This is a genomic window from Haladaptatus sp. T7 (assembly GCF_026008575.1).
Lineage (GTDB): Archaea > Halobacteriota > Halobacteria > Halobacteriales > Haladaptataceae > Haladaptatus > Haladaptatus paucihalophilus.
The window spans coordinates 295625-320291 of the sequence record NZ_BROP01000003.1 but is presented as its reverse complement, the minus strand read 5'-3'; the positions used below and the strand labels follow the sequence as shown (position 1 = coordinate 320291).

The 24667-nt window shown below is 63.9% G+C and carries 30 protein-coding genes and 1 pseudogene; 14 read left to right on the top strand and 17 right to left on the bottom strand.

The window, feature by feature from the left end; genetic code table 11:
- Positions 1–79 precede the first annotated feature (79 nt).
- Positions 80–394, bottom strand: coding sequence for a hypothetical protein (locus tag OPC11_RS10835; RefSeq protein ID WP_007979786.1), 315 nt, complete (start codon positions 392–394; stop codon positions 80–82).
- A gap of 81 nt (positions 395–475) precedes the next feature.
- Here OPC11_RS10835 and OPC11_RS10830 point away from each other — a divergent pair, with 81 nt between their 5' ends.
- Positions 476–1213, top strand: coding sequence for a creatininase family protein (locus OPC11_RS10830; protein WP_007979784.1), 738 nt, complete (start codon positions 476–478; stop codon positions 1211–1213).
- Between the two features lie 15 nt (positions 1214–1228).
- Here OPC11_RS10830 and OPC11_RS10825 read toward each other — a convergent pair whose 3' ends face one another.
- Together OPC11_RS10825 and OPC11_RS10820 are read right to left on the bottom strand one after the other, a co-directional pair.
- Entirely contained in the window at positions 1229–1711 is a 483-nt protein-coding gene (locus OPC11_RS10825) for a DUF5790 family protein (RefSeq protein ID WP_264781869.1), read from the bottom strand.
- 285 nt (positions 1712–1996) lie between these two features.
- A complete protein-coding gene (locus OPC11_RS10820; RefSeq protein ID WP_264781868.1) occupies positions 1997–2338 on the bottom strand; it encodes a dihydroneopterin aldolase family protein in 342 nt (113 codons plus the stop codon).
- Positions 2339–2423: 85 nt separating this feature from the next.
- Between OPC11_RS10820 and OPC11_RS10815 the strand changes: the two genes are divergently transcribed.
- The 6 genes from OPC11_RS10815 (at position 2424) to OPC11_RS10790 (ending at position 5645) form a co-directional block, all read left to right on the top strand.
- Positions 2424–3032 carry a translation initiation factor IF-2 subunit beta gene (locus OPC11_RS10815; protein ID WP_007979779.1) on the top strand — a complete coding sequence of 203 codons (609 nt, stop codon included), beginning with the start codon at positions 2424–2426 and terminating at the stop codon, positions 3030–3032.
- A 49-nt stretch (positions 3033–3081) separates the two neighbouring features.
- A complete protein-coding gene (locus OPC11_RS10810) occupies positions 3082–3300 on the top strand; it encodes a hypothetical protein (protein ID WP_007979777.1) in 219 nt (72 codons plus the stop codon).
- A 62-nt stretch (positions 3301–3362) separates the two neighbouring features.
- The gene (gene azf / locus OPC11_RS10805) at positions 3363–4109 is read left to right on the top strand and encodes an NAD-dependent glucose-6-phosphate dehydrogenase Azf (RefSeq protein WP_007979775.1); all 747 of its coding nucleotides are present in this window, start codon (positions 3363–3365) and stop codon (positions 4107–4109) included.
- Positions 4110–4158: 49 nt separating this feature from the next.
- On the top strand, positions 4159–4707 hold the full coding sequence (locus tag OPC11_RS10800; protein WP_007979773.1) for an NUDIX hydrolase: 549 nt from the start codon (positions 4159–4161) through the stop codon (positions 4705–4707).
- A complete protein-coding gene (locus tag OPC11_RS10795; RefSeq protein ID WP_007979771.1) occupies positions 4707–5225 on the top strand; it encodes an NUDIX hydrolase in 519 nt (172 codons plus the stop codon). Before OPC11_RS10800 ends, OPC11_RS10795 begins: the two co-directional genes overlap by 1 nt.
- A 72-nt stretch (positions 5226–5297) precedes the next feature.
- Complete coding sequence (locus OPC11_RS10790; RefSeq protein ID WP_007979769.1) at positions 5298–5645, top strand: rhodanese-like domain-containing protein; 348 nt, start codon at positions 5298–5300, stop codon at positions 5643–5645.
- A gap of 100 nt (positions 5646–5745) precedes the next feature.
- Here OPC11_RS10790 and yciH read toward each other — a convergent pair whose 3' ends face one another.
- From yciH to OPC11_RS10765, 5 genes are all read right to left on the bottom strand, one after another.
- Positions 5746–6039 carry a stress response translation initiation inhibitor YciH gene (yciH, locus tag OPC11_RS10785; RefSeq protein ID WP_007979767.1) on the bottom strand — a complete coding sequence of 98 codons (294 nt, stop codon included), beginning with the start codon at positions 6037–6039 and terminating at the stop codon, positions 5746–5748.
- 65 nt (positions 6040–6104) lie between these two features.
- Positions 6105–8345 (bottom strand): DUF3488 and transglutaminase-like domain-containing protein, encoded by a 2241-nt coding sequence (locus OPC11_RS10780; RefSeq protein WP_264781867.1) that lies wholly within the window; start codon positions 8343–8345, stop codon positions 6105–6107.
- Positions 8342–9367 carry a DUF58 domain-containing protein gene (locus tag OPC11_RS10775; protein ID WP_264781866.1) on the bottom strand — a complete coding sequence of 342 codons (1026 nt, stop codon included), beginning with the start codon at positions 9365–9367 and terminating at the stop codon, positions 8342–8344. Before OPC11_RS10775 ends, OPC11_RS10780 begins: the two co-directional genes overlap by 4 nt.
- A 1-nt stretch (position 9368) precedes the next feature.
- Entirely contained in the window at positions 9369–10367 is a 999-nt protein-coding gene (locus OPC11_RS10770) for a MoxR family ATPase (RefSeq protein WP_007979761.1), read from the bottom strand.
- 339 nt (positions 10368–10706) lie between these two features.
- The gene (locus tag OPC11_RS10765; protein ID WP_264781865.1) at positions 10707–11018 is read right to left on the bottom strand and encodes a hypothetical protein; all 312 of its coding nucleotides are present in this window, start codon (positions 11016–11018) and stop codon (positions 10707–10709) included.
- Between the two features lie 72 nt (positions 11019–11090).
- On the opposite strand from OPC11_RS10765, the gene OPC11_RS10760 reads away from it, so the two are divergent.
- Positions 11091–11303: a hypothetical protein gene (locus OPC11_RS10760; protein WP_264781864.1), complete on the top strand. Its 213-nt coding sequence runs from the start codon at positions 11091–11093 to the stop codon at positions 11301–11303.
- On the opposite strand, the gene OPC11_RS10755 is transcribed toward OPC11_RS10760, so the two are convergent.
- From OPC11_RS10755 to OPC11_RS10745, 3 genes are read right to left on the bottom strand one after another with little or no spacing between them, the layout of a single operon-like run.
- Complete coding sequence (locus tag OPC11_RS10755) at positions 11254–12240, bottom strand: 5,10-methylenetetrahydromethanopterin reductase (RefSeq protein WP_007979755.1); 987 nt, start codon at positions 12238–12240, stop codon at positions 11254–11256. The genes OPC11_RS10760 and OPC11_RS10755 overlap by 50 nt on opposite strands.
- A complete protein-coding gene (locus OPC11_RS10750) occupies positions 12227–12988 on the bottom strand; it encodes a coenzyme F420-0:L-glutamate ligase (protein WP_264781863.1) in 762 nt (253 codons plus the stop codon). Before OPC11_RS10750 ends, OPC11_RS10755 begins: the two co-directional genes overlap by 14 nt.
- Positions 12989–13041: 53 nt before the next feature.
- Positions 13042–13569, bottom strand: a complete 528-nt coding sequence (locus OPC11_RS10745) for a metallophosphoesterase family protein (protein WP_007979750.1) — start codon at positions 13567–13569, stop codon at positions 13042–13044.
- A gap of 84 nt (positions 13570–13653) precedes the next feature.
- Here OPC11_RS10745 and OPC11_RS10740 point away from each other — a divergent pair, with 84 nt between their 5' ends.
- Positions 13654–14784 carry a PQQ-binding-like beta-propeller repeat protein gene (locus tag OPC11_RS10740; RefSeq protein ID WP_264781862.1) on the top strand — a complete coding sequence of 377 codons (1131 nt, stop codon included), beginning with the start codon at positions 13654–13656 and terminating at the stop codon, positions 14782–14784.
- Positions 14785–14853: 69 nt separating this feature from the next.
- Positions 14854–16095: an NUDIX domain-containing protein gene (locus tag OPC11_RS10735; RefSeq protein ID WP_264781861.1), complete on the top strand. Its 1242-nt coding sequence runs from the start codon at positions 14854–14856 to the stop codon at positions 16093–16095.
- A gap of 36 nt (positions 16096–16131) precedes the next feature.
- On the opposite strand, the gene OPC11_RS10730 is transcribed toward OPC11_RS10735, so the two are convergent.
- The 3 genes from OPC11_RS10730 to OPC11_RS10720 form a co-directional block, all read right to left on the bottom strand.
- A complete protein-coding gene (locus tag OPC11_RS10730) occupies positions 16132–16317 on the bottom strand; it encodes a hypothetical protein (protein WP_026177838.1) in 186 nt (61 codons plus the stop codon).
- Positions 16302–16421, bottom strand: a complete 120-nt coding sequence (locus tag OPC11_RS10725) for a hypothetical protein (RefSeq protein WP_234944732.1) — start codon at positions 16419–16421, stop codon at positions 16302–16304. Before OPC11_RS10725 ends, OPC11_RS10730 begins: the two co-directional genes overlap by 16 nt.
- A 159-nt stretch (positions 16422–16580) precedes the next feature.
- The gene (locus OPC11_RS10720) at positions 16581–16754 is read right to left on the bottom strand and encodes an HTH domain-containing protein (protein WP_232423794.1); all 174 of its coding nucleotides are present in this window, start codon (positions 16752–16754) and stop codon (positions 16581–16583) included.
- 265 nt (positions 16755–17019) lie between these two features.
- Here OPC11_RS10720 and OPC11_RS10715 point away from each other — a divergent pair, with 265 nt between their 5' ends.
- Both OPC11_RS10715 and OPC11_RS10710 read left to right on the top strand, forming a co-directional pair.
- Positions 17020–17445 (top strand): DUF5518 domain-containing protein, encoded by a 426-nt coding sequence (locus OPC11_RS10715; RefSeq protein ID WP_264781860.1) that lies wholly within the window; start codon positions 17020–17022, stop codon positions 17443–17445.
- 209 nt (positions 17446–17654) lie between these two features.
- Positions 17655–17909: pseudogene (locus OPC11_RS10710) on the top strand (IS6 family transposase); the annotation flags it as partial.
- Positions 17910–18233: 324 nt separating this feature from the next.
- Here OPC11_RS10710 and OPC11_RS10705 read toward each other — a convergent pair.
- A complete protein-coding gene (locus OPC11_RS10705) occupies positions 18234–18806 on the bottom strand; it encodes a hypothetical protein (RefSeq protein ID WP_264781859.1) in 573 nt (190 codons plus the stop codon).
- A 113-nt stretch (positions 18807–18919) separates the two neighbouring features.
- On the opposite strand from OPC11_RS10705, the gene ddh reads away from it, so the two are divergent.
- Together ddh and OPC11_RS10695 are read left to right on the top strand one after the other, a co-directional pair.
- A complete protein-coding gene (gene ddh, locus OPC11_RS10700; protein WP_069450187.1) occupies positions 18920–19858 on the top strand; it encodes a D-2-hydroxyacid dehydrogenase in 939 nt (312 codons plus the stop codon).
- A gap of 223 nt (positions 19859–20081) precedes the next feature.
- Complete coding sequence (locus tag OPC11_RS10695) at positions 20082–21473, top strand: FAD-binding oxidoreductase (protein ID WP_264781858.1); 1392 nt, start codon at positions 20082–20084, stop codon at positions 21471–21473.
- 33 nt (positions 21474–21506) lie between these two features.
- Here the strand turns inward: OPC11_RS10695 and OPC11_RS10690 are convergent, their stop codons facing one another.
- Together OPC11_RS10690 and OPC11_RS10685 are read right to left on the bottom strand one after the other, a co-directional pair.
- Positions 21507–22760 (bottom strand): M20/M25/M40 family metallo-hydrolase, encoded by a 1254-nt coding sequence (locus OPC11_RS10690; protein ID WP_264781857.1) that lies wholly within the window; start codon positions 22758–22760, stop codon positions 21507–21509.
- On the bottom strand, positions 22753–24312 hold the full coding sequence (locus tag OPC11_RS10685) for an APC family permease (RefSeq protein ID WP_026177839.1): 1560 nt from the start codon (positions 24310–24312) through the stop codon (positions 22753–22755). The genes OPC11_RS10690 and OPC11_RS10685 overlap by 8 nt, the downstream gene beginning before the upstream one ends.
- Positions 24313–24667: the final 355 nt, after the last annotated feature.

The following is a 24667-nucleotide window of genomic DNA, read 5'->3' as shown; positions in this document are numbered from 1 at the left end:
CGTGAAAAACGATGGTAACGACCACTTACAGCGCTCGTAGGCTACAACTAGTCGCGGTAATCCTCTCGTTACGATTCCGTCAGAACGACTCCGTATCCGGGTCTTCGTCGGCCGCGGACTGTTCGACGCCGCCGCGGTCGGAGTAGCGTTGGCGACCGACCGCATCACTGTCAACCATTGTCATGATTGATTGTCGAACTTCCTCCGCCGAATCGAAGGTATCGTTCATCGGTCCGAGCACTTCTTCGAACGTTTCCGATCCCTTCGGATAGTCGATTTCGTACTCGCCGTACTCCGAGACGAGTTCGTCCACGTCCGCGGGATAGTCGTGTTCCTCCAGTTTGCCGCTCAGTTCCCCCAATTCCACACCTTGCTCTCGCTCGCGGTCGGACATGGACGGAACGACAGCACTGAGTTAGTAAGTCCTTCCGGCCGACCCCGCGATTACAAGGGGATTGCCGAACACGAAACCCGTATGCACCTCTCCGATGCGACGTGGACCGACGCCGACGACGTGGACACGGACCTCGCGCTCCTCCCCGTCGGAAGCACCGAACAGCACGGCCCGCACGCACCGCTCGGCACCGACTGGTTGAACGCCGAAGCCGTCGCGGACGCGGGCGCGGCGGCGTACGACGGCGAGGTCGTCGTCGCCCCGCCGATTTCCGTCGGCGTGAGCGAGGAGCACCGCCAGTTCACCGGCACGCTGTGGGTCTCGGAGGACACCTTCCGCCGGTACGTCCGCGAGACGGTCGCCAGTCTCGCCCATCACGGCTGGAATCGCGTCGTCATCGTCAACGGTCACGGCGGCAACGTGGCCGCGCTCCGGGAGGTCGCGGGGACGATAACCCGCCACGACGAGGCCTACGCCGTTCCGTTCACGTGGTTCGAAGCGGTCGGCGACCACCGGAGCGACATGGGCCACGCCGGGCCGCTCGAAACCGCCTTCCTCCGTCACACTCGCCCCGACCTCGTGCGCGAGGACGAAATCGAAGCGGCCCGCGAGGGCGCGAGCGACGGCTGGGGGGAGTGGGTGTCCTACACCAACCTCGCCTACGACAGCGCGGAGTTCACGGAAAACGGCGTCGTCGGCGACCCGACCGACGGTGACGAGGAGCGCGGCGAAGAACTGCTCGAACTGGCGACGCAATCGCTGGTGAAACTGCTCTCGGCGGTCGAATCGCGGGACGTGTCCCGTCCCGACCGCGAGTAGGTCGATTCGTCCCCCTTACTCTTCCTCTTCTTCCTCCGCGTCCGCCTCTTCCGCTTCCACCTCGTCGTCACCCGCCGATTCCTCGGCTTCATCGTCGTCGCTTTCGTCGTCGGCTTCCAACTCCTCCAGCGACCCCTTCAGGCTCGGAATCGTGCTCGCCAGTTCGCCGACCTGCTCGCGGGCGTCCTCGACGTCCGAGATGGCGGCGTCGATGGTCTCGATTTCGTCCTTCAGGTCGTCGGCGTCCTCGAACGCGTCGGCCCGCTGGCCCATCGCGTACCACTTCTTGGCGTCGTGGAGGTGGTCCTCCGCGTCGCCGACGTCGAGCGCCGAGCGGAGCGCGTTGAGCGCTCCAAGCGTGTTCTCGGCGTCGGTCTCCCAGACGGCTTCCACGGGTGGCAGTTCCTCGCGGGCGGCCGCGAGGTGTTCTTCGACGTCTTCCCGCATTTCGTTCGCCGCTTCACCGAACAGTTCGTCATCGAACGAAGATTGACTCATGTCGCGTGATTGGACGGGATTACATTTAAAAGATAACCCGAAACCGGAAGTGAAAGACCCCACCTTTTTATTGCGAGGGTCGCTGGGCGACCCTCGATAAAAATCTGGACCAAAAGCCCGCGTCACCCCGCTTCCGTCGCAGAGGACGGCGAGTCCTCGCCGTCCCTGCTCCGTCGGGGGTTCCTCGGCCCGCTCACTTCGCTCGCGGCAGGGTTGCTAGTTCCCGGCGCAAAGTCGGACGGCCTATCGCTCACATTTGTTCGCTGGCCGAACTCGGTGCTCTTCTCACTCCTCCCGAACAGACTCGATTTTCATCAGCGGATAGCCGTCCTCCATCTCCATTCGCGTGACGACTTCTGTCCCCTCGTGGTCGATGACGATTTCGACTTCCATGTATCGTCCCGTGAGTTCGGTATACCCGTGCTCTATCTCGTCTTCGAGTTTGTCGGTCAGGATGTCCACTTCGACCGATTCACAGGAGGGCTGGTTTTCGATGCTCTCCTCGATTGCGCGTTCGAGGCTGTCTGCGCTCTCGGGGGAGACGGGGGTGCCCGCGAACTGGTGATACAGCGCGCCGAACTTGATTCCGGCTTCGAAACAGGCGGCGTCTCGCGTCGTCGGTTCCATGCCGGAAACGAAGCGTCGGGGGGTTAAAGTTCGTGATGACATGGAACACGGAGAACCTTTACGTGTTCACCTCTCAACGAACGGTATGGATTACAATTCAGCCCTCGACAGAGGCATGGACGCCGTTCCAGACCTCGAAACGAGCGACGAGCGGTTCAGCTATCCCGACCCGGCCGTCCAGAAGGACGGGTCGTTCACACGACTGACCAACTTGGACGACATCGCCGACGCCCTGTCACGAGACGGCGAACACGTTCACAGCGCGCTCCAGCGCGAACTCGGTACCAGCGGGAAGTACGAGGAAGGACAGGCACGATACAGCGGGTCGTTCACCGAGTCCGACTTCAACACCGCACTGGACGAGTACGTAGAGGAGTTCGTCATCTGTTCGGAGTGTGGTCTGCCGGACACGCGACTCGTGCGCGAGAACCGCAACCTCATGCTCCGCTGTGACGCCTGTGGTGCGTTCCGACCGGTCACGAAGCGAAGCACGACGAGCCGAACCCAACAGCGCGATGCCGTCGAAGAGGGGCGGACCTACGAGGTCAAAATCACCGGCACCGGACGAAAGGGCGACGGCGTTGCGGAACGCGGCAAGTACACGATTTTCGTCCCCGGCGCACAGAAGGGCGACGAAGTGCAGGTGTACATCGAGAGCGTCCGCGGCAACCTCGCGTTCGCGCGGCTCGCCTGAGCGGGGTTCCTGCGAAAGCTTCTTTTGCCTCACGTTCCGATGAACGGGCATGTTCGAATCGCTCCTCGAACTCGGCATGTTCGCACTGTACATCGCCGGGTCGGGGCTGTTGACGGTTCTCGGAGCAGTGACCGAATATCAAGGTATCCAGAACGCGCTCTCCGGCGATAACACGATGGCGCTGTGGTTCGTTTGGATGGGTACTGTGGCCCTCATCGCGGGCCTCATGCTCGCCCGCGATAAGGTTCTGCACCGCGTAACGGCGTAACTGTCGTCGTCTCGCCGGAAAATCGCATGGTTCTTATCGGGGTTGTACCTCTAGCCGATTGAATGGACGATCCCGTTCTGCTCACGGGTTCCGAGGGCCGCGTCGGGTCGGCGATTCTCGGCGACCTCGAATCGAAATACGAGTGGCGATTGCTCGACAGAGAACCACCAGCGGCGGATCCGTCCCACGAATTCTTCGTCGCGGACATCACCGACTACGACGCCGTGTACGAAGCCGTGGACGGTGTCGGTGCGGTCATCCACCTCGCGGGCGACCCCCGGCCGGAAGCGCCGTGGAACAGCGTACTGGGTAACAACATCGACGGCACCCACACCGTCATGCAGGCCGCGGTCGATGCGGGCGTCGAGAAGTTCGTCTTCGCTTCGTCGAACCACGCGGTCGGTGCCTACGAGACGGAAGAGCGGAAACCTGACCTCTACCGGACGCACGACGAGTTCCGACTGGACGGCACCGAACTCCCCCGTCCGGGTAACCTGTACGGCGTCAGCAAGGCGGCGGGCGAGACGCTCGGCCGATACTACCACGACGAGTTCGACCTCAGCGTCGCCTGCGTCCGCATCGGCAACCTGACCGAGGGTCACCCGCCGATAGATTACGAACGCGGACAGGCGATGTGGCTGTCCTACCGCGATTGTGCCCACCTGTTCGACTGCTGTCTGACCGCCGACTACGGCTACGAAATCGTCTACGGAATCTCGGACAACGACCGAAAGTACTACTCCATCGAACGGGCACGCGAGGTTCTCGGGTACGACCCGCAGGACAACTCGGCCCACCACGACGACTGATTTTGCGGTATCACGTCGATTTTAACCACACGCCGCCTCAGTCACGACCATGACCGACGACTGGCGCGACCACGACTGGCCGGTGCTCGAATCGGAGTCCGAGTACGAAACCGGCTGGTACACCGGCGGCTACGACCTCGTGGAACAACCCGACGGGACGACGAAGAAGTACTACTGGGCGGACCTCCCGCCCGCCGTGGTCGTCCTCGCCGTCGAGGACGGACGGGTCGTCTTCGTGGAGCAGTACCGCCCGGCCATTCGGAAGACCTGCTTGGAGTGTCCCGCCGGAATCGTCGAGGACGGCGAATCGTACACGACCGCCGCCGGGCGCGAACTCCGCGAGGAGACGGGCTTCGAGGCGGACGGCCTCTCGCTACTCGAAACGTTCTGGGTCGCCACGGGCGTCCTCCGACACGAGCGCGGTATCGTCTTCGCGGAGGGACTGACGCCGGTCGAGCGGAACCTCGACGACAACGAGTTCCTCTCGGTGCGGACGGTTCCCGTCGAGGACGCCCTCGACGCCGCGCGCGAGGACCCGGCCAACGACGCGACCATCGAGGCGCTCCTCCTCGCAAACGCGGAGGGCCTGCTCGACTGATGGAGTGGAAACTCCACGCGAGACGCGGCCTGTCGCTGCTCGGCCACGCGGTCGGCTACGACACCCTCGAACGGCCTGACGGAAACCGAGTCCGAAGGGGCTGGTTCGACCCGCCGGACGCCGTGGCGGTCGTGGCCCGAACCGGTGACGAACTCGTCCTCATCGAGGAGTACCGCCCGCGACTCGGCGAACGAGTGCTCTCCTGTCCGGCGGGTCGAATGGACCCCGGCGAGTCCTACGAGAGCGCCGCGAAACGCGAACTGTACGAGGAGACGGGCTATCGCGCGAAACACGTCGAACTCCTCGAAACGTACTATCCGGCGGCGGGCATGCGAAAACAGCGGGCGGTCGTCTTCGCGTCCGACCTCTCGCCCGGCGACCAGCACCTCGAAGCCGACGAGTTCATCGACGTTCGGACGGTTCCCGTCGGGGAGGCGATCGACGCGGTTCGTGCCGGGCCGACCTGCGGGTGGGGATTGCCCCCGCTCCTGCTCGCGCGCGAGGAAGGGTTGATTTAGCGTTCGTGGGACGCCCGATTCCGTGTTCCCCGACCGGGTGGCTTATTCCGGCGGCCCCCATAACCCCGGTCGATGGACGCGGAAATCTCCACCGACGACGTTCACGAACTGGTCGAGTCCGACGCGGACGTTCGAATCGTCGACATCCGACCGGAGCCACAGTTCGACAGCGGTCACATCCCCGGAAGCGAGAACATCCCGTTTCACACGCTCCCCTCTCGGATCGGCGAACTGGACGGTGCCGAACACGTCGTCACGGTCTGTCCGCTCGGCAAATCGAGCGTCCAAGCCGCCCGACTCATCGGGTCGTACGAGGGCGTCCCGGAGGACACTCGGGTCGAGAGCATGGCGGGTGGCCTCAGCGAGTGGGAGTACGAACTCGAATCGTCGGCCGACGCCGAACGCGACGCTCCGTTCTGAGGTTCAGTTTCGCCCGTTCGACCGAGACGGGACTCCTCTCGGCAGTTCGGAGACCGGTTAAAAATGATTGTGTAGCTGTCCCCGACCGACGGATGGTTCGTCAGGCGACGTTAAACCCGCGGTCGCGGAGGAAATCCTCGACGCGTCCGGTATGGTTTCCTTGAAGTTCTATCTGACCCTGCTCGACCGTGCCACCGCAGGCGAACTTCGACTTCAAGTCCGAAGAGAGACTATCGACGTCCACGTCTTTCGGGTCAAATCCTTCGATTATCGTTACCTCTTTTCCATAACGGCGCTCGTCGATGCGGATGGTGATCTGCTGGGATTCTTTTGCGACGTCTTCGCAGACGCAAAGCTCCTGAGGCAGCCCGCACGTCGAGCAGACTTCCGACATTACGCATGGGGCTACGAAACCAACCTATTAAACATTGTCGGGTGTGTTGCCATATCGAACGGTCGTTACCCACTCGTTCCGCCACCATCCGACCCGCGAACGATGTCGTTTACGAGCGACACCGCCTCGTCCGCGTTGTCGCGGGTCACCTCGCCCGCGTATCGCGCCTTTTCGTACAACGAACCGACACGTTCGGCTCGCTCGTCCACGCCGACGTGCGAGAGCGACGCGATGTACTCGCGCGGCGTCTCGCCGGGACGGCGCTCGCGGTGTTTCCGCGACAGGTAGTACTCCAGTCTGTCGAAGGCGCGTTCGACGTCGGCGTCCGGTTCGTCGCGCGGTTGCCAGCGCATCCACATGGTTCGGTACGCCCGATTTACCAGACCGGTCCGCCTCGCCGTGAGCAACAGTCCGAGCACCAGCAGGCCCCCGTAGAGCACTTGCGACGTCGACGGCAGTTCGATGGGAATTCCGCCACCGGCCGTCGCGTTCGTCGTGGTAGTCGTCGTTCGGGCCGGGCTGTTCGTACCGACGATTCCGTCACCGGGCCTCTGACGGTCGGGCAATTCCCCGCCCGTCGAACCGTTCGACGTGTTGTTCGTCCCGTCGCCGGTGGTCGTGGTGGTGGTCGTGGTGGTCGTCGTGGTGGTCGTCGTCGGCTCCGGGGTCCACGTTCCGTTCTCGCTCCCCGACGCGTCGATGCCCGGTTTCTCGTTTTCGCGGGCGTTTTCCACTATCGACTGTTCCGCGTCCACGCGTTCGTCGGTCGGCGTCGGGTCGAACCGGACCCATCCCGTGTCGGGGAAGTACACTTCGACCCACGCGTGCGAGTCGAGGCCGCGGACGACCCACGTATCCTCGTCGGTCCGCTGTCCCGGCGTGTATCCCGTCACGAACCGCGCCGGAATCCCTTGCGTGCGGAGCATGACGACCATCGACGTCGCGTAGTAGACGCAGTATCCCTCGTTCATCTCGAAGACGAACGAGTCGGCGATGTTCCCGTCCGGTCGGTCGACGTCGAGCGAGTACTCCTTGTTCGTCTCCAACCACTGCTCGATGGCGACCGCCTCGTCGTAGGGCGTCTTCGCGTCCGCGGTGATTTCCCCCGCCCGCTCTTTCAACCGCTGTGACGTGCTCCCCGGAACGTGCGTGTACCGTTGTCGAACGTCGCTCGGGTAGTCGGTTCCGGCCGTTCGCAACTCGCTCGGGTTCTTCGTCGGCACGCGACTGACGACGCTGTAGGACTGGTTCTTCGTCAGCGGTCGTTTCGGCGAGAGGCTCCCCGCGCTACTGATTCGCGTGTCCAACCGCTGATTGCCGAGGACTCGAATCGGCTTCCACGCCGCGGGCATCGCGTCCGCCCGCGTCGCTTTGACGGTGAACGTCTGTCGAATCTCGTAGGAGTCTCCGGGCGGCGACGACTGCTGTTCGTAGGCGCGACTGCCGCCGGTTCGTATCCAGTCGTTCCCCGTATAGCGGTCGTACGACGCGACCTTCCAATACCCCTCGTGGCTCGCCGTGACGGTGTACTGCACCTTCGGCGACAGTTCGATGCTGCCTTGCACCGAGAGGCGCGGGTTGTTGCTGATGAGTCCGCCGTTACCGCCCGACCCGCCGCCGCTGTTCGATAGTATCGGACTCGCACGGCCGCCGGGGACGACGCTCGCCGTCGCGGAGAGGAGGACCATCGCAACCAGCGCGACGACCAACACGTCTATCTGGCCGACGGTGGCACCGTACCGAACCATCGTCCCGAAGGCGATAATTCCGAGCGCGCCGAGCATCCCCGCGAGCGTCACGAACGACCCGGCGTCGCCCGTGAGGACGAAAAAGCCGAGCGCCGCGCCGCCGCTCGCCGCCGCGAGCATGTACCGACGGCGGCAGACGAGATACCACGGCACGAAGACGGTCGCCGGTGCGACGCCCAACGCCCACGTGCCGACTTTCCGCATCTCCAGAATCGATAACCCGGTCAACAGCGCGATGTTGTCCGCGGCAATCTGACCCGCCTGTGAAAACACGTTCACGCCGCCGGGTATCGTCGCGTAGTAGGCGAACATCCCGCCGACGAACAACACCGCTCCGACCGCGAACGCGACCCAGACCGGCAGTTTCCGCGCCAACAGGGTCGCACCGACGAACGCACCCGCGACCAACAGGAGCAGGTCCCCCTTGTCGCCCGCGATGTTCGCGATATCGTAGAGGATGCTCAGGTACGACCCGATGAGCACCGCCGTCGAGACCATCGCCAGCCCTCGGTACGGAATCGTCACTCGGCCGAACTGGAATCCCCGCGCCGTGCTCATCGCGTCTCACCCCCGTCCGCGCGGGCCGTGTGTGGCGCGGTCGTCCGCGCGCCGCCCGACGCGAACTCGTCGAACGACATCGTGTCGCCGCCCCACTGAATTTCCGCGTGCTCCCGGTCGGTCGGTCCGCGAACGAGGACGTCCGCTCGCGCGCGCTCGCGGTCGTGAACCCGTCCGCTCTCCATGTGCGCGAGCAGAGTGAGAATCTTCGTCCGCTGTTCGGTCGCGCCGTCGGGCGCGACGCGGCCTTCGGGCGTCGTCACCCCGACCGCGACGCCGCCGTCGAGTAGGGCGGACGCGATACTGGCGGTCGCGTCAGCCACGGTATCGACGCGCCCCGCGTTCGCCTCGGCCACGATTTCTATCCGTTCGCTCTCCGCCTGCGCCTCGAACTGGCGGACGAGCATCTCGCCCACCGGTCGTTTCGCGCTCGATTTCCAGTGGACGTCACGGAGCGGGTCACCGGTCTGATACTCCCGGAGCTGTTCGAACTCGCGCCGGGCCGCGTTCACGTGGGCGTCTTGGAGTGCGCGAACGGTGGCGTCCCCATCGACCGGTCGTATCCGCGGGAAGACGAGGATGGTCTCCCGAACCTGATGGGTGAACGTCCGCTTGAACAGTCCGAAGACGTCCTTCCCTACGATGCGAACCGGTCCGATCGACTGTTCGCCGCGCTTTGCGAGTCGAACGTCGAACTCGACGGTCGTCTCGCCGATGCTGCTCTTCACGGGGCCGTCGTCGTATTCGAGTCCGTCATCGAGTTCCAATTCGACCGTCCCGGCGAAGGGGTCGGGCGCGGAGAAATCGAGCGTTATCGTCACTTCGTCCTCCCGTGAGCCGACGCTCGGTACCGAGACGTCGAGTTGGGGGTGGCTCGTCCGTTTCAGTTGGATGTAGCCGACGAGTAGCGCCACCAAAATCGGTCCGACGACGGCGTTCAGCGACCGCGCGCCGAACGACCACGCCAACGCGAACCCGGCGATTCCGACCGCGACGAACGCACCGCCACGTCGCGTCAGCATCTCACTCCACCGGTACGTTGTCGAGGGCGTTCTGTACTATCTTCCGCCCTTCCTCGCCGCCCATGACGCCCGAGTTGCCCCGAACGCGATGGGCGAGAACGACCTCCGCCTCGACTTTCACGTCGTCGGGTATCACGTACTCGCGGCCGTCGAGGACCGCTCGAGCCTGTGCCGCGCGGAGCAGCGAAATCGACCCGCGCGGACTCACGCCGAGTTGACAGCGGTCCCGAGTGTAGTTCGCCAGTCGGGTGACGTACTCCCGAACCGGTTTCTTGACGCTCACGTTCGAGACGGTCGCTCTGGCTCGGCGGATGTCGCTGGCGCTCGCAACCGCGTCGAGTCGGCGAATCGGGTGCTCGCCGACGACGCGCCGGAGGACCTCGGATTCGTCCTCGGGGTTCGGGTAGCCGAGCGAGAGTTTCTTCATGAACCGGTCGATTTCGGCCACCGGGAGTTCGTAGGTGCGGTCCTGCTCGATGGCGTTCTGCGTGGCGATGACCGTGAAGGGACGGGGAACGTCGTGGGTCTTCCCGTCGATGGTCACCTGCTCTTCTTCCATCGATTCCAACAGCGCGGCCTGGGTCTTCGGCGGCGCGCGGTTGATTTCGTCGGCGAGGACGACGTTTCCGAAGATGGGACCGGGTTGGAACTCGAACTCGTTCGTCTTCTGGTTGTAGATGTTGACGCCGGTCACGTCCGATGGGAGGAGGTCGGGCGTGAACTGCACGCGCTTGAACGAACAGTCGATGGAGCGCGCCAGTGACCGCGCGAGCATCGTCTTCCCGACGCCGGGAACGTCTTCGAGGAGGAGGTGACCGCGTGCGAGAATCGTCGTCAAAATGTGCTCCGCGACGTCGTGCTGACCGACGATGACGTGTTCGATGTTGTCGATGATGCGTCCTGTCAAATCCGCCGCGTCCTCGACCGAGAGGGGGTCCGCGAATTCGTCTGTGGGTCGCTCTACAGGGGTCGGCTCTGGATCTTTGTTAGCTTCCTTCATGCTATGAATGCGCGATTGAGTCGAAACGGGTCCTGATGGGCAATGGGGTACTGTGAACGGCGTCTCCCTCGTTACACGTACTATGGGAGCGGGCCTTTGTAACTTTTGTCGCTACTCAAAGAGGTGTTCCAGTTATCCTTGAATACTTTGTGGATTTGTCTGTCGATAAAAAAGACAACTTGTACGGGGTTTCGCGCCAAACATGATTTCGACGAGACACTCCCGGACGAAGAGATAGGTCGCCGTTCAACCGCCGACGTCAAGCGGTTTCTCCGGTTAGTCGGCACGTTTCCGGATGACCTTCTAAGCGTGGTTTCATTTCCCATCCGCGTTTCCACCTCACCACTCCTTGCAGTCGGAACAGACCATTCCGCCGTCGTCCCGCCAGCGCTTCTCGACCGCCGCCCCACAGCGCGTACAAGCCGCGCCGTCGGGCGTCCAATCGTACGTCGCTCTGGCGGGTTCGACGGCGGGTTCGTCCGGCTTCTCGGCGGATTCGTGGTCCGTCGCCGACCCGTCCGCGTCGGTCGTCTCGGCCGTTTCGACCTGTCCCTCCGCGTCGTTCGCTTCGTCCTGTCCGTCCGCCCCGTCCTGTCTGTCCGACTCGCCCGTCTTCCCGACGAATTCCGAGAGCGACGTATCCTCTGACACGTCCGCGCCTACGGAGCGCCCGGTCGTAAGCGTGACGGAGCATCCAAGTACCCCCGGTACGGAGTATCGGGCATGGCAGGAATCCTCTCGAACTTCACCGAAATGGCTCGACTGTTCACCGACGTGGCGACGGCGACGTCGAACCCAATCCCGGCGCTGATGTTGCTCTTCGGGGCCATCTTCGTCGGCTTTTCCGTGTTGTTTTTCGCCTACTTGACCATCGGTGGACTGGGCGCTACGCTCGTCTCCGACGTGCCCGGTCGAGTGCCGCCGCAACAAGACTGACCGCGTTTTCGCGGTCCGGTCCGAGCGGCGACCCGGCGACGAAACTGTCCGCGTAGTCGAGTACGGCGGCGATTCTGTCGGCCACCGTCTCCGGCGTCCCGGCGATACAGAAGGCGTCTATCATCGCGGGCGTCACCGCCTCGAACGCCGCGGCGAACTCGCCGGCCTCGATGCTCTTTCCGATTTCCCCCGCCGCTTCCTCGTCGATTCCGTGTCTGTCGAGCACCGGCTCCGCCGTTCCGCCCGCGATGAACGCCACCGGCGGACGGGCCGCTTCGCGGGCCGCATCGCCGTCTTCGGCCACGCTCACGCAGGCGTAGGCCGCGAAGTCGAACTCGCCGCGTTCGTCGGGGCGCTCGGCCAGTCCCTCCTCGATGCGGTCGCTCGCCCAGTCGAAATCCCGCGGATGGGAGGCGTTGACCAGCGCGCCGTCGGCGTGTTTCGCGCTCATGCGGAGCATGTGCGGCCCCTGTGCGCCGACGTACACCGGAATCTCGCCGACGTCGTAGTTCAGTCCCGCGTCCCGCGCGGTGAAGGTTCCGTCGTGGGTAACGCGTTCGCCCGCCCACAGGTCCTTCGAGACCTTCATCGTCTCCAACACGCGCCGGAGCGGTCGGTCGCGGTCGATGCCGAGGTTCCGGAGCGTCGAGCGGTCGCCCGCGCCGACGCCGAACACCGCCCGTCCGTCGCTGGCTTCGTCGAGCGTTGCGACCCGGGAGGCGAGCGTCACCGGGTGGCTCTCGTAGGGGTTGACGACGCCCGGCCCGAGGCGGATGTCCTCGGTGGCGTCTGCGACCCGCGAGAGGACGGTGAACGGGTCGCGGTTGTTGTAGTGGCTGCTGGCGAACAGCGTGTCGAAGCCCTCGTCCTCGGCCGTCTTCCCGTGTTCGACCAACTCGGCAATCGGCTCCTCGGGCGTGAGTTCAATCCCGCGCAAACTCCCACCCCCGGAGCGCCTGCCGGACGAAATCCCCCTCGACCGACCGAAACAGGTTGTCGCTTCCCCCGTGGTCGCCGAACTCCCAATCGCGGACGACGACGACGGGCAGACCGTCGTCGCCCTCGCCGCTCACGAGGTTCGCCGCGGAGGCGAGTTCGTCCACGACGGATTCGACGGTCACTTCGAGTTCGTGGCCGTCCCTGTCGCGTTCGCCCCGCCAGTCGCGGCTCGCGGGGGTTCCGTCCCAGCCGATGGCGACCCCGCGCTGTCCGTGGCGAAACGGGCGGCCACAGGTGTCGGTGACGACGACGGGCGCGTCCAGCGAGAGTCCCGCCCGAATTCTGGCGGCGCTCTCGCTCGGTCGCTTCGGGAGCAAGAGTAGGTCCGCGTCCCCCGTGTTCGACCGGTCGATACCCGCGTTGACCCCGATGTGGCCGAACCGCGTCGCGGTCAGCAGGAAGGGCGCTTCCATGACGAGTTCCGTGCTCTCTTCGAGGACGGCCTGTGCGAACCGCGGGTCTTTCTCCTCACCCGAGATTTCCGACAGGCGTCCCGCGATTTCCTCCGCTCGCGGACTCGCCGGGAATTCGTCGAGCGTTGCGGTCCGCCCCTCGGCTTTCGAGACGATGGTACTCGCGACCAACAGCACGTCGCCGGGTTCGAGGTCAACTCGTTCCTCGACGAGCGCCGCGATGTCGTCGCCGGGTTCGACCTCGGGAATCCCGGATACCGCGAAGACGTTCATGGCTGGGCGTTGGTGCGCGCCGATAAAAACCCGCCCGGAAGGTGCAAAACGGGTCAGCTTTCGTGTTTCTGGACGTCCATCTCGCCGTCCTCGACGGTTACGACGAACATCGTCGCCATCTCCGCCGGGGCCGCGCCCGTCGCGCTCCCCGGATTCAACAGGCGGACGCCATCGACCGTCTCGTCCATCGGTCGGTGCGTGTGCCCCCCGACGCCGACGACGGACGCGTCCGTCGCTCGCTTCGCCGAGGTTTCTTCCTCGACCGTCTCGCGGACGATTCGAGCGACCCGTTCCCTGTATCCGCGTTTCGGTCCCGTTCCGTGCGTGACGACGAAGGTGACGCCGCCGACTTCGAGGGTCGCCACGTCGGGCAAGCGAAGCGACTTCGGGTCGGTGTTTCCGCCGACGGCGGTGTAGTTGCCGTCCGTCAGTTCGTGAACCGACGCCAGCGCGTCCGCCGAATCGAAATCCCCGGCGTGAATCGTGTGGTCCGCACGCATGATTCGGGTTCGAACCCAGTCGGGAATTCGGTTCGCGCGCGACGGGATGTGCGTGTCGCTGATGACGGCGACCCGGAGCATGGTCGCCGTTTCGTCGCCCGGGTAGAAAAACGTTTGAGCGCGATGCGTCGGAACGTTTTAGTCTTCGCTGATGGTTTTCAGACTATGGTCGGTCGTTCGTCTCGACGCGGCTTTCTGCGTATTTCCGGCCTCGGCCTGTCGATACTCGGCAGCGGCTGTAGCGCCCTCCAAGCGCAGTCGCCCCGTCAAGACCCGCGCTGGTCGGTCGAATTCGACGGGACCCCGGCACGAGCGACGACTCTCTCCGACGGTGGCCTCGTCATCGCAACGACGTTCACGCCCGACGGCGAACTCGGTCACCTTCGATTCTCCGGCGAGTACCAACGACTCGCCGAACTGATACAGGTCAAGACGCCCCCGGTCGTTTACGACCACCGCGCGCTCGTCGAATCCGAGGGCATCGTCCGCACCGTCGCGCTCGACGGCAGTTCCCAAACGCGACTTCGAACCGGGTACTTGGCGCTCGGCCACTACGCTCCGGTCGTTTTGGGGTCGTCCATGTTCGGCGTCGGCTACAGCGACGAGTTCGGCAAATACGTCGTCTTCGCGCTCGATTTGACCGCCGAACGGATTCGCTGGATCCGCCCGTTCGGCACCGCTCGGGCGTCCATCGCCGCCGACGGCGAGCGCGTCTTCGCCGCGTCCCCGTCCGGTGTCGTCCGCGCCTACCGCGCGGACGACGGGGCGACGCTCTGGCGGTGCGAGATCGGGAAGGGGGCGCGGTTGGCACACCGCGGGGATTCAGTTCTCGTCGCTACTCGGGGCGGGATGACCGCCCTCGACGCCGCGGATGGTTCGATACGCTGGCAGACCGAGAGCAGTTGGATCGCGTCCGTGGACACCGTGCCCGCGGTGGCCGACTCGACCGTCTACGCCGTGTTGTCGCTCTACTCGAATCATCACCGAACCGTATTCGAGACTGAGACGTACCTCATCGCCTTCCACCTCGATACCGGCGCGGAACGCTGGCGAACGCGCGTCAGCTACGGGACGCCGCTCACCGTGACCGAGGACGGCATCGTCGCCGAGACCATGGAGAAAGTCGAGACGGACCGCGGGAACCGCGAGTTTCGAAAGAACCTCTCCGTCTTCGCCACCGGTGGCAAACGGTTGACGAAGTACGACCTGCCCGACAGGGCGACGATGCGTCCCGTCCTCCTCGACGACGCGGTTATCGCCGGATACGGGAAGACCGTCGCCGCGTACGACCGCTGAATCGGCGGCGTATTCGACGTCGCTCCTCTCGCCCGAGGGTTCAACTGCCACTGGCCCGTCTCCCTTCCCATGGACGAAACCCACGTCGTCACCTGCTTTCTGCGTAACCGCGGTGCGGTGTTGCTCCTCCGGAGAAGCGAGGACGTCGGGTCCTATTCGGGGCAGTGGGGCGGGGTCGCCGGACACGCGGAGGGCGACCCGGACGCGCTCGCACGCGAGGAAATCGAGGAGGAAACCGGACTGCTCTCCGCCTGCACGTTCGTCCGCGCCGGGGACACCTTCGACGTGGCCGACGACTCGCTCGACAAGCGCTGGGTCGTTCACCCGTACCTGTTCGACTGTGCGAGTCGGGACGCGACCACGGACTGGGAGACGACCGAGACGGCGTGGGTTCCCCCGACCGAAATCCTTCGGCGCGAGACGGTGCCGGACCTGTGGACCTCCTACGACCGCGTCGCGCCCACGGTCGAATCCGTCGCCGAGGACGCCGAACACGGGTCCGCGTATATCTCCGTTCGGGCGCTCGAAGTTCTCCGCGACCGGGCCGGACTGTGCGCGGTCCGCGGCGGCGACTGGGACGAACTGACCCGACTCGCGGCGGACCTTATCGACGCTCGACCGAGCATGGCCGCGCTGGCGAACCGCGTGAACCGCGTCATGTCCGATGCGACCGACGACCGAACCCCCGAAGCGGTCGAACGCGCCGCAATCGACGGCATCGAACGCGCCTATCGCGTGGACGAGGCGGCGACGCGCAACGCCCGCGAGCAGGTCGCCGATGAAACGGTGCTGACGCTCTCGCGCTCCGGGACGGTGCTGGACGCGCTTCGCGCCGCGGACCGCGTGTTCGTCGCCGAATCCCGCCCCGCCCTCGAAGGCGTCGGCGTCGCGGAGTCGCTGGCCGACGCGACGAACGTGACGCTTCACACCGACGCCGCGATAGCGCACGTGCTGGCGACGGAGGACGTGGACCGCGTCGTCGTCGGAGCCGATTCCGTCCTCCCGAACGGCGACGTGGTGAACAAGACCGGAACCCGAGTGGCGGCGTTGGCAGCGAGAAACGAGGACGTTCCGGTGTTCGTCGTCACCGCGACGGACAAGGTCCGAACCGGGGACGACCTCGTGCTGGAAGAAGGAAACCCGGATGCGGTGTACGACGGCGACGCGGACCTGTCGGTCCTGAATCCGACGTTCGACGTGACGCCAGCCGAGTTCGTTTCGGGCTACGTCACCGAACGCGGCCTTTTGGAGCGGGAAGGCATCGAGGCGGTAGCCGACGAACTGCGGGAATTAGCCGAGTGGAACGACTGACCGAACGCGCAAGAGTCAAACGTCTCGATTCTCGAACTACTCATCCGCGAAGACCTCCTTTCGAATCGACTGAAGCTGTTCGGTTCCGTACATAGTAATACCCTCCTCGAAGATATCTCGCAATTTCCTGCCCGCCCGTCGCGTGCTCTCGGTCGATTCGACGTACGTTTCGAAGTCGAACCGGTCGCCGTCGAACCGGCGTTCGCTCAACTCACCGACCACGTCTGTTGTGCACCGTCTGGCACTCGTTCTGTTGCCATCGACGACGATGAAGAGGCGATGTCACTCTGCCTGTCCGCCTCACCGCGAGCAACGCTACCGAACAGGACGATACCGACGACAGTCTCGATATCGTCCCTCTCACCGAGTGCAAACTGGACCTCCTCGATGAACGCTCGAACTGGGTCGTGAAACTCCGGCCGCCCGATGGCAAGTATCGGGTCGTCTTTCTGGAGGCGGCTAGGGTCGATGGAAACGTAGTTCCGCTATGGCGTCTCGCGGATTCGGACGACGCCGAGATCGTCTAGCAGTTGTACGGCCCGCCAGACTATCGAACGAGTCACCGCTGTCACATCGACGAGTTCGGGAATCGTAAATTCCGTATCGTTTGCGTCGGTCAACAGACGGAGGATATCGTCTGCGACACCGATTCGAAACACGTCTATCTCGTATCCGTGGTGACGTTGATGCAGACTTTTATCTGCTGTTTCGCATCTCCAGACACTGCCTGATATCGTGCAACAACGTATGAATGGGCTGTGGATAGAAGACAGTCACGCACTTGGAGAAAAATAGAGTAGTCTTGACTGACGTAGCTCCGTGGACCCGAATCGGCAGCCGATTAGTCGGCCTGATTCCTCGTGCTTCAACCCATCAAGGGTATTTCTGAAACTATATACGTCCCAGCTCACAATAAATACGAAAATGGTTTCCCCGTCTCACGTTCGCATTCTCTCCCCAGCATGGGGATACGCGCTCATCGGCGCACTGGTCTCGCTCCCGGTCTCAGCCATTATCAACTGGCTTCCGAATTCGGAGGCGACTATCGGCGGTGGAATTATGATTGTTGGGGCGCTCGTCGCGGGAGGCATCGCTGCAATCCGCTCAACAGAACCAAGTGCTGCCGGACTCCGCGCTGGGTTCCTTGGTGGTCTCGTCGCTGTGCTCATTTTCCTCGTAACGGTCGATATCACGGCGGTATGGCCGCTGTCCAGAGTCATCTTCTGGGTGTTTGCTGGGGGGATAAGTCTGTGCGTCGCCCCTCTATTCGGTCGAGGATGCGGTCGTATCGGTGGATGGGTGACGATCACCATTGTCACCCGATGGAAGACTAGCGCGAACGTGTCGTAATTGGCCTACGATCTAGTAGTAGGTCTCATTCCGGTATTGAATGTTCAGAGTGCTTTGTCGATGTTATGAGTGAGACAGCTGACAAGCTTCAGTGGGTTACTGACAAGGTAAACGATCGGCACAGAGTCCCCGACTTCACCCGCGTCCGCAACGATAGCTCGGAGGGCACTGTCTAGATAAGGACGAGCAGGTCGAAGAGCTAGTGATTCATGCTACTCTCAAACCTGCTCAAAAAGAGTTTAGAGACGGCTAGGATTGACTGTTGGGAGCATGAGCGGACGGCGAATGCCCTGACGGTCGTTCGCCACCCGGCTCCACGCGACCGGGCGTTCGCTCAGGGAAACAAAAGCGATTCTTGCGCCTCTCGGCGTAAAACGTTCGCATCGAGCGATTTTCAATGGATCCATCGGATATCTGATAGCGTCTCCAACCCGCCGTCGGCAGCGCCGACGCAGGTCGCGGTGATCGCTCAACAACCGAACACCTGTCGAAGAGGAGCTAAACTAGACAGTGCCGTTCTCTAACATACCCTGAATCTGAGCCAACTATTGAAAATAAGCGAATTCAACTACGTGACGCTTTTTACCCCGCCGATTCTATCCTCTGATGGTGGTGATGACGAAATGTTACCCCCACTGAGCCCCTTGTGATGAAGGGATTAACACCGAACCACCGCTAATTCACGAAAGAACGAATCAATCAGTTGAAACTGTTCACCCCTCCGAGCCCCTTGTGACGAGGATTTTCCCCGAGCCGCCCTTTCGATACGCCCCGAGAGGAATCTCTTCCTACACGCTTTCGAGCACCGCGACGGCTACCGCGCCAGCGGTGAGCGTCGTCCGCGGAATCGCTCCGGGGCGTTCGATACGCACGTCGTAGGCGGTCCGCGGCGAGAGCCGTCCAGAAATCGTCCCGACGTGTTCGCCGTTCGGTGCCGTGACGGTGAACGTGCGCGGGAACGGCGAGAACACGTCCACGACGGTGTTCAGCGCGCCAGCGATGCCCCGGCGGGAGGACAACTCGGCGATGCGTTCCCCGTCCGGTCGGTCGATGGTCCAGTGGTGGCGGCGAAAGTCCAACTCCCGCGAGAGGACGAGTTCGGGTTCGTCCGTCTCCGATTTCACGAGCGTGTACTCCCCCTCGATGTCGAAGGTCTGGCCAGAATCGACGCGGAAGACGGCGTTTCCCTCGGAGTCCCGAAACGGAAACGTGGCCCGCCCCTCCGCGACCTTGCGTTCGGTGGTGAGCAGCGTGTTCCCGTCCGGGTCGGTCACCCGAAACTCTTCGCGGAGGAGGTGTTTCCTGACAGTACATTCGCGTCCCTCGAACGACCACCCGCCGACGTCGCCGCGTCCCGTCATTGCGGCCGTCTTCGAAACGAACCGACAGTAAACTACCGATGCCGCGTGGCGGTTGGGCGGTATTGCCTTCCCCCTTCCGAAGATTCATTCCGACGCCGTTGGTACCTTTCCGCATGCAGATTTCCCACCTCGGAATCCACGAGTCGGTCGAAGCCGTCTTCCCGCCCGAGCAGTTGCGCGAGGAACTCTCCGCGCTCGACCCGACGGTCGCGGTGGTCGGTGACGGTGACCGCGACGCGCTCGCTGATTGCGATGCGCTCGTCACGTTCGCCTATCGAGAGTCCTTCCTCGACGCCGACCTCGAATGGATACACTCGATTCAGGCGGGGTACGACCGCTTCCCGCTCTCCGAGCTCGAAGAAGCGGGTATCATCCTGACGAACAGCACGGGGATTCACGGCACCAGCGTCGGCGAAACCGTGTTGGGAACCATGCTCGAAATCGCCCGTCGTCTCCACGCTTTCGCTCGTCAGCAAGCCGCCCACGAGTGGAACCGCCCGGACTGGGACGAGCCGTTCACGCTCCAGCACGAGCCGATATGCGTGGTCGGCCTCGGCACCCTCGGGCAGGGAATCGCCAAGCGCGCAGACGCCATCGGCATGCACGTTACGGGCGTTCGCCGGTCCGCCGAGTCGGTACCGCACGTTCGGACGGTGTACGCGAACGACGACCTCCACGAAGCAATCTCGGACGCTCGGTTCGTCGCGCTGGCGACCCCCCTCACCGACGAGACGGAGGGTCTGATGGGCGAAGCGGAGTTCGACGCCATGCGGGACGACGCCTACTTCGTCAACGTGGCTCGCGGGGATTGTGCCGACCAAGACGCCTTGGTCGCGGCGTTGCAGGGCGGCGACATCGCCGGTGCCGCCCTCGACGTGTTCGAGGAGGAACCGCTCCCCGAGGACTCGCCGCTGTGGGACATGGACGACGTTATCGTCACGCCCCACGCCGCCGCGGCGGAGGTCGATTACTACCGCCACATCGCGGAACTCGTTCGGGAGAACACGCTGCACATCGACGCCGACGAGGAACTCACCAATCGAGTCGTATAGGCGGGCCGCCTCCGGTGCGGGGTGTTCGGCGATTCGCCAACCGAGCCATACGACGTTTATCGAAGTTCGTTCGAATGCGATGTGGATTCCGTGGATATCGCCGCCATCGTTTGACAGTTGATAACATCTAACGTTGTGGGTGGAGTAGGAGAACTAGCGCTCGCTGTGATGGTGATTCGGACACGAACGGCGTCTGAATGGGCGCGACAGAGGGGGGAACACAATGGCAACGACAGCGAAAGACGCTGACGAAACGACCATCGAACGATTTCGGGAGGGCCTTCGAGGGACGGTGATTCGGCCGGACGACCCGGAGTTCGACGACGCGCGCACGATTTACAACGCGATGATAGACAAACGTCCCGGACTCATCGTTCGGTGTGCCAACGTCGGGGACGTAATCGCGGCCGTGAAGTTCGCTCGCGAACAGGACTTCGAAGTCGCCATCCGAAGCGGGGGGCACAGCGGTCCAGGTCTGGGACTGGTGGACGACGGACTGGTCATCGACCTGTCGGGCATGACGGGCATCCACGTGGACCCGGACGCGAAAACCGTGCGAGTCGAACCCGGGTGCACGTGGGGTGACGTGGATTCCGCGACCCACGCGTTCGGCCTCGCAACTGTGAGCGGAGTCATCTCGACGACCGGGGTTAGCGGCCTGACCCTCGGCGGTGGACACGGCTATCTGACCCGGAAATACGGCCTGACCATCGACAACCTGCTGAGCGCGGATGTGGTACTCGCGGATGGACGCTTGGTTCGCGCGAGCGAGGACGAGCACGAAGACCTGTTCTGGGCGCTTCGGGGCGGCGGCGGCAACTTCGGCGTGGTCGTCTCGTTCGAATACGAGTTGCACCCGGTAGACACGGTGGTCGGGGGGCCGCTGTTCTGGCCGATATCGGAACTCGAAACGACGATGCGCTGGTACCGCGAGTGGCTCCCGCAGGCCCCGGAGGACGTGTACGCGTTTTACCTGATTGCCGAGGTGCCGGGCGAACCATTCCCGGAAGAACTCCACGGTAAGAACGTGTGCGGACTGATGTGGTGCTGTCTGGGGTCGGAAGCCGAAACCGATGCGGCGCTCCAGTCGGCCCGCGACGCCGCCGAACCGTTATTCGAGCACGTCGAGTCGATGCCCTATCCGGCGATCCAAGGCATGTTCGACGGCCTCTACCCGCCGGGCGACCAGTGGTACTGGAAGGGGGATTACGTGCGCGAGTTGACCGACGACGCCATCGCCGTCCACGAGCGTTTTAGCGAGGTGCCGACCCCGAAATCGACGATGCACCTCTATCCCATCGACGGGGCGGTCCACGACGTCGCACCGGACGAGACCGCGTGGAGCGTTCGCGACGCGACGTGGTCGATGGTTATCGTGGGCGTCGATGCCGACCCGGCGAACGACAAGAAAATCACCAAGTGGGCCCGCGACTACTGGCATGCGCTCCACCCGCACACGGTCGGTGGCTCGTACATCAACTTCATGATGGAGGAAGGGGAGAATCGGATACAGGCCAGCTACGGCGACAACTACGAACGGTTGCGTGCGGTCAAGGCGACGTACGACCCCGACAACTTCTTCCACGTGAACCAGAACATCGAACCGGCGAACTGAGAGCAGGGAAACCGTTTCCCTCGCGGTACGTTTCTACTCTGACCCGACAAAATGCTCCTCCGACCCGACGAAGCGCATCGCGCCCTCGGCGACGATTCGCGCCGTCTCGACAACTTCGTCGGTGTAGACGAACTCGCCCGCGCCGTGGATGTTCTCGCCGTCCGGCCCGACGATGACGGTCGGGAGGTCCGCGCGGTCGCCGAGGTAGTTGAAGTCGCCGACGCTGGCGAAGTAGCCGAACTCCGGTTCGACGCCCGCGACGGATTCCGTCGCGCCGACGAGCGACGTCACGAGGTCGTGGTCCTCCGGCGTGACGTAGGGTCCGTACTTGATGCCGGGGTCCGGCGACTCGCGGAAGCCGATTTCCACCTCGCTCTCGATGTCGAGGGCCGCGACGGCCTCCTCTGCCTGTTCGCGCACGATTTCCTCCGTTTCGCCGAGGACGACGTGGCGGTCCACCATGAGCTGGGCGCGTTCGGGAACCGAGAGCGTTTGGCTGCCGCCCTCCAGTAGAAGGGGACAGACCGACCCGTCGCCGAGTTTCGGATGGCTTCCCACGTCGAGATTGGAGAGCGCGTCGGCGACCTTCCCGGCGTCTACGACGGCGTTGGTTCCCTTGTGCGGTTGCGACCCGTGGGCCGCGTGGCCTTTCACTTCGATGTCGTAGAGGAAGCGCCCGCGAGCGCCGAGGAGGAGCGCGGGATTGTCGATGTCCTCCTCCTGTGCGAGAATCGGGCCGGGTTCCGTCACGATGGCGGCGTCGTAGTCGTCGGTGTAGCCGTCGCGGATGAGGCGGTCGGTGCCGAGTCCGTACGGCCCCTCCTCGTCCACCACGGCGGAGAGAACGACGTCGCCCGCGAGGTCAACGTCCGACTCCGCCAGCGCTTCGAAGGCGACCATGACCGCGGCGAGGCCGCCCTTCATGTCGCAGGCCCCCTGTCCGTACAGTTTGCCGTCTTCGATGCGCCCCGAGCAGGGGTCTTCCTCCCAATCCTCGACCAACAGCACGGTGTCCATGTGCGCGTTGAGCAGGAGCGTGGGGGCATCCGGGTCGCTTCCTTCCAGTCGGGCGAGCACGTTATCGCCCTCGTACTCCGTGATTTTCGGCTCGCTGACGTGGTGGTACTCGGGGTCGAGGTCGCGCGAATCCAGCCAGTCGTACACGAACTCGCTCAGTTCGTGCTCTTCGAAGTACGGCGAGGGAATCTGCACCATCTCCTGCAGGAGGGAGATGGTCTCGTCCGGGTCGATCCGCGCGAGTTCAGCGGATTCAGCGGGTTCAGTCATCCGAGGTCACATCCCCGATGGTCGGGTCGTGGTCGTCGCTCGCCACGCCCGGGAGCGTGTCGAGAATCGCGCCGACGTCGGTCCCGCGCTGGTTTCCGAGTCGCCAGTAGACGGCGAAGATGCCGAGTCCCACGACCATCCACGGGAGGTAGATGCGGAGCGTGGGCGCGGCCTCGAACGCGGTCCAGTACGCGTTCACCACCGTCGCGCGGAACGCGCTCACGAGCGGAACGGTTCCGGCCAACGGCGCGGCGAAGAAGTCGCCGAACGCACCTGGAAGCCCGGTGATGAAGTCGCCGAGCGCGGCGGGGAGTCCGCCGAAGTTCGCGGCCTTGGTCAGCAACCCGACCGCACCGAGGGTCGCCACGACGCCCGTGACGGGGGTGAGCCAGCCGTAGTCGAAGCCCGCTTGCTCCACGAGGTCGGGACGCGACGCCCGGACGTACAGCAGGGTCAGCGAGACCGTGGCGTACGCGATGAGGTAGCTGAACGTGGCGATGACGATGGCCTCGTTGAGGCCGTCGCTCCAGAACGTCAGCGCGGCGGCGACGACGTACAGCGTGGCGAGCGAGTAGTGCGGCGTGCCGAACCGCTGGCTCACCGCGGAGAACTGCTTCGGGAACACCTCGTCCCACGACCACGAGTAGGGCATCTTGATGCCCGCGGCCATCACCGCGTGGACGCTGGAGGCGGTTGCCAGCAGGCCGCCGAACGCGACGACCGCGGTGGCGCTCCCGCCGAGGAACGACTCCGCGGCGGTTGCGAGCGGCCGCTCGGAGTTCGCCAGCACGGTGTAGTCGCCGACGACGCCGTAGATGACGGCGGCCGTCCAGACGTACAGGACGACGAGGACCAGCGTCCCACCGACCATCGCCAGCGGGAGGTTCTTGGACGGGTTCTTCACTTCGGCGCCCATCTGCCCCGCGACGGCGATGCCGATGTAGGCGTAGAACAGCGGGACGGCGGCTTGGATGAACCCGCTCCGGCCCCCGGTGAAGAACGGCTGGTAGTTCTCGGGGTTCACGTGGAACGACCCCGGAATGACGAGGACGAGGATGGCCAGCATCAACACCGCCATGATGGCGTTCTGCGAGAGGCTGTACTCCTTCGTGCCGACGAGATTGACGAGGAAGAGGACGGTGAGGAGCGCGAAGCCAGCGATTGTCGGGTCGATACTGGGGTAGAACACTTGGAGATAGCTGCCGAAGCCCAGCGCGAGCACGGCGTCGGCGGCCATGTACCCTAACCACTTCGACCACGTGACGATGAAGCCCGGAAGCCGACTGTCGAACGTCCGGGAGATGTAGGCGTACGACCCGGCGGCGGCCGGGAAGATGGTCGCCATCCAACTGTAGTTCACCGCGATGGCCATCGCCAGCAGTCCGGAGAGGACCACGACGAGGATGACGCTCGGCCCGGTCGTGGAACTCGCCGTGCCGAGCGTGACGAACAACCCGGCACCGAGCGTCCCCGCGACGACGGTGCTCATCGCCCCGAACAGGCCCATGTCCCGCGAGAGGCTATTGCTGTCTTTGCCGTGTGATGATGACATATGATGACATACACCTATGTCCCCGCTTAGTCCCCGTCCCTAGCATGTGCGGTGTGACGACTAGGAAGTGGGTGAGAATAGTGATTTTCTGTGGGTTGATCCGAGGTTCGCACTTCGAGAACGATTGCAGTCGCTAGGAAACACGAAGCCCTCGTTCGCTCGCAAGGAGGTGGTGTTGGTTTTTCTATGACTGCAATTACAGACGTCACTGAAACCGCAACCGCACCGCGACGGCCACACCCTCCCCAACCGATTCCTTCGCATTCGCTCAGTCATCCCTCGCGTGATAACCAAGCAGGCCCTCGGCCATCGCGGCCGATGGCCTGCTGGCGCACGCGCCGAGGTATTATTATGC

Coding starts and splice junctions, on each gene's coding strand:
- OPC11_RS10695 (WP_264781858.1), top strand. CDS start 20,082: ATGGCAACGACAGCGAAAGACGCTGACGAAACGACCATCGAACGATTT.
- OPC11_RS10705 (WP_264781859.1), bottom strand. CDS start 18,806: ATGACGGGACGCGGCGACGTCGGCGGGTGGTCGTTCGAGGGACGCGAA.
- OPC11_RS10795 (WP_007979771.1), top strand. CDS start 4,707: ATGGAGTGGAAACTCCACGCGAGACGCGGCCTGTCGCTGCTCGGCCAC.
- OPC11_RS10750 (WP_264781863.1), bottom strand. CDS start 12,988: ATGAACGTCTTCGCGGTATCCGGGATTCCCGAGGTCGAACCCGGCGAC.
- azf (WP_007979775.1), top strand. CDS start 3,363: ATGGACGATCCCGTTCTGCTCACGGGTTCCGAGGGCCGCGTCGGGTCG.
- OPC11_RS10690 (WP_264781857.1), bottom strand. CDS start 22,760: ATGACTGAACCCGCTGAATCCGCTGAACTCGCGCGGATCGACCCGGAC.
- OPC11_RS10830 (WP_007979784.1), top strand. CDS start 476: ATGCACCTCTCCGATGCGACGTGGACCGACGCCGACGACGTGGACACG.
- OPC11_RS10790 (WP_007979769.1), top strand. CDS start 5,298: ATGGACGCGGAAATCTCCACCGACGACGTTCACGAACTGGTCGAGTCC.
- yciH (WP_007979767.1), bottom strand. CDS start 6,039: ATGTCGGAAGTCTGCTCGACGTGCGGGCTGCCTCAGGAGCTTTGCGTC.
- OPC11_RS10735 (WP_264781861.1), top strand. CDS start 14,854: ATGGACGAAACCCACGTCGTCACCTGCTTTCTGCGTAACCGCGGTGCG.
- OPC11_RS10825 (WP_264781869.1), bottom strand. CDS start 1,711: ATGAGTCAATCTTCGTTCGATGACGAACTGTTCGGTGAAGCGGCGAAC.
- OPC11_RS10800 (WP_007979773.1), top strand. CDS start 4,159: ATGACCGACGACTGGCGCGACCACGACTGGCCGGTGCTCGAATCGGAG.
- OPC11_RS10760 (WP_264781864.1), top strand. CDS start 11,091: ATGGCAGGAATCCTCTCGAACTTCACCGAAATGGCTCGACTGTTCACC.
- OPC11_RS10835 (WP_007979786.1), bottom strand. CDS start 394: ATGTCCGACCGCGAGCGAGAGCAAGGTGTGGAATTGGGGGAACTGAGC.
- OPC11_RS10715 (WP_264781860.1), top strand. CDS start 17,020: ATGGTTTCCCCGTCTCACGTTCGCATTCTCTCCCCAGCATGGGGATAC.
- OPC11_RS10820 (WP_264781868.1), bottom strand. CDS start 2,338: ATGGAACCGACGACGCGAGACGCCGCCTGTTTCGAAGCCGGAATCAAG.
- OPC11_RS10745 (WP_007979750.1), bottom strand. CDS start 13,569: ATGCTCCGGGTCGCCGTCATCAGCGACACGCACATCCCGTCGCGCGCG.
- ddh (WP_069450187.1), top strand. CDS start 18,920: ATGCAGATTTCCCACCTCGGAATCCACGAGTCGGTCGAAGCCGTCTTC.
- OPC11_RS10685 (WP_026177839.1), bottom strand. CDS start 24,312: ATGTCATCATCACACGGCAAAGACAGCAATAGCCTCTCGCGGGACATG.
- OPC11_RS10810 (WP_007979777.1), top strand. CDS start 3,082: ATGTTCGAATCGCTCCTCGAACTCGGCATGTTCGCACTGTACATCGCC.
- OPC11_RS10770 (WP_007979761.1), bottom strand. CDS start 10,367: ATGAAGGAAGCTAACAAAGATCCAGAGCCGACCCCTGTAGAGCGACCC.
- OPC11_RS10740 (WP_264781862.1), top strand. CDS start 13,654: ATGGTCGGTCGTTCGTCTCGACGCGGCTTTCTGCGTATTTCCGGCCTC.
- OPC11_RS10775 (WP_264781866.1), bottom strand. CDS start 9,367: ATGCTGACGCGACGTGGCGGTGCGTTCGTCGCGGTCGGAATCGCCGGG.
- OPC11_RS10815 (WP_007979779.1), top strand. CDS start 2,424: ATGGATTACAATTCAGCCCTCGACAGAGGCATGGACGCCGTTCCAGAC.
- OPC11_RS10780 (WP_264781867.1), bottom strand. CDS start 8,345: ATGAGCACGGCGCGGGGATTCCAGTTCGGCCGAGTGACGATTCCGTAC.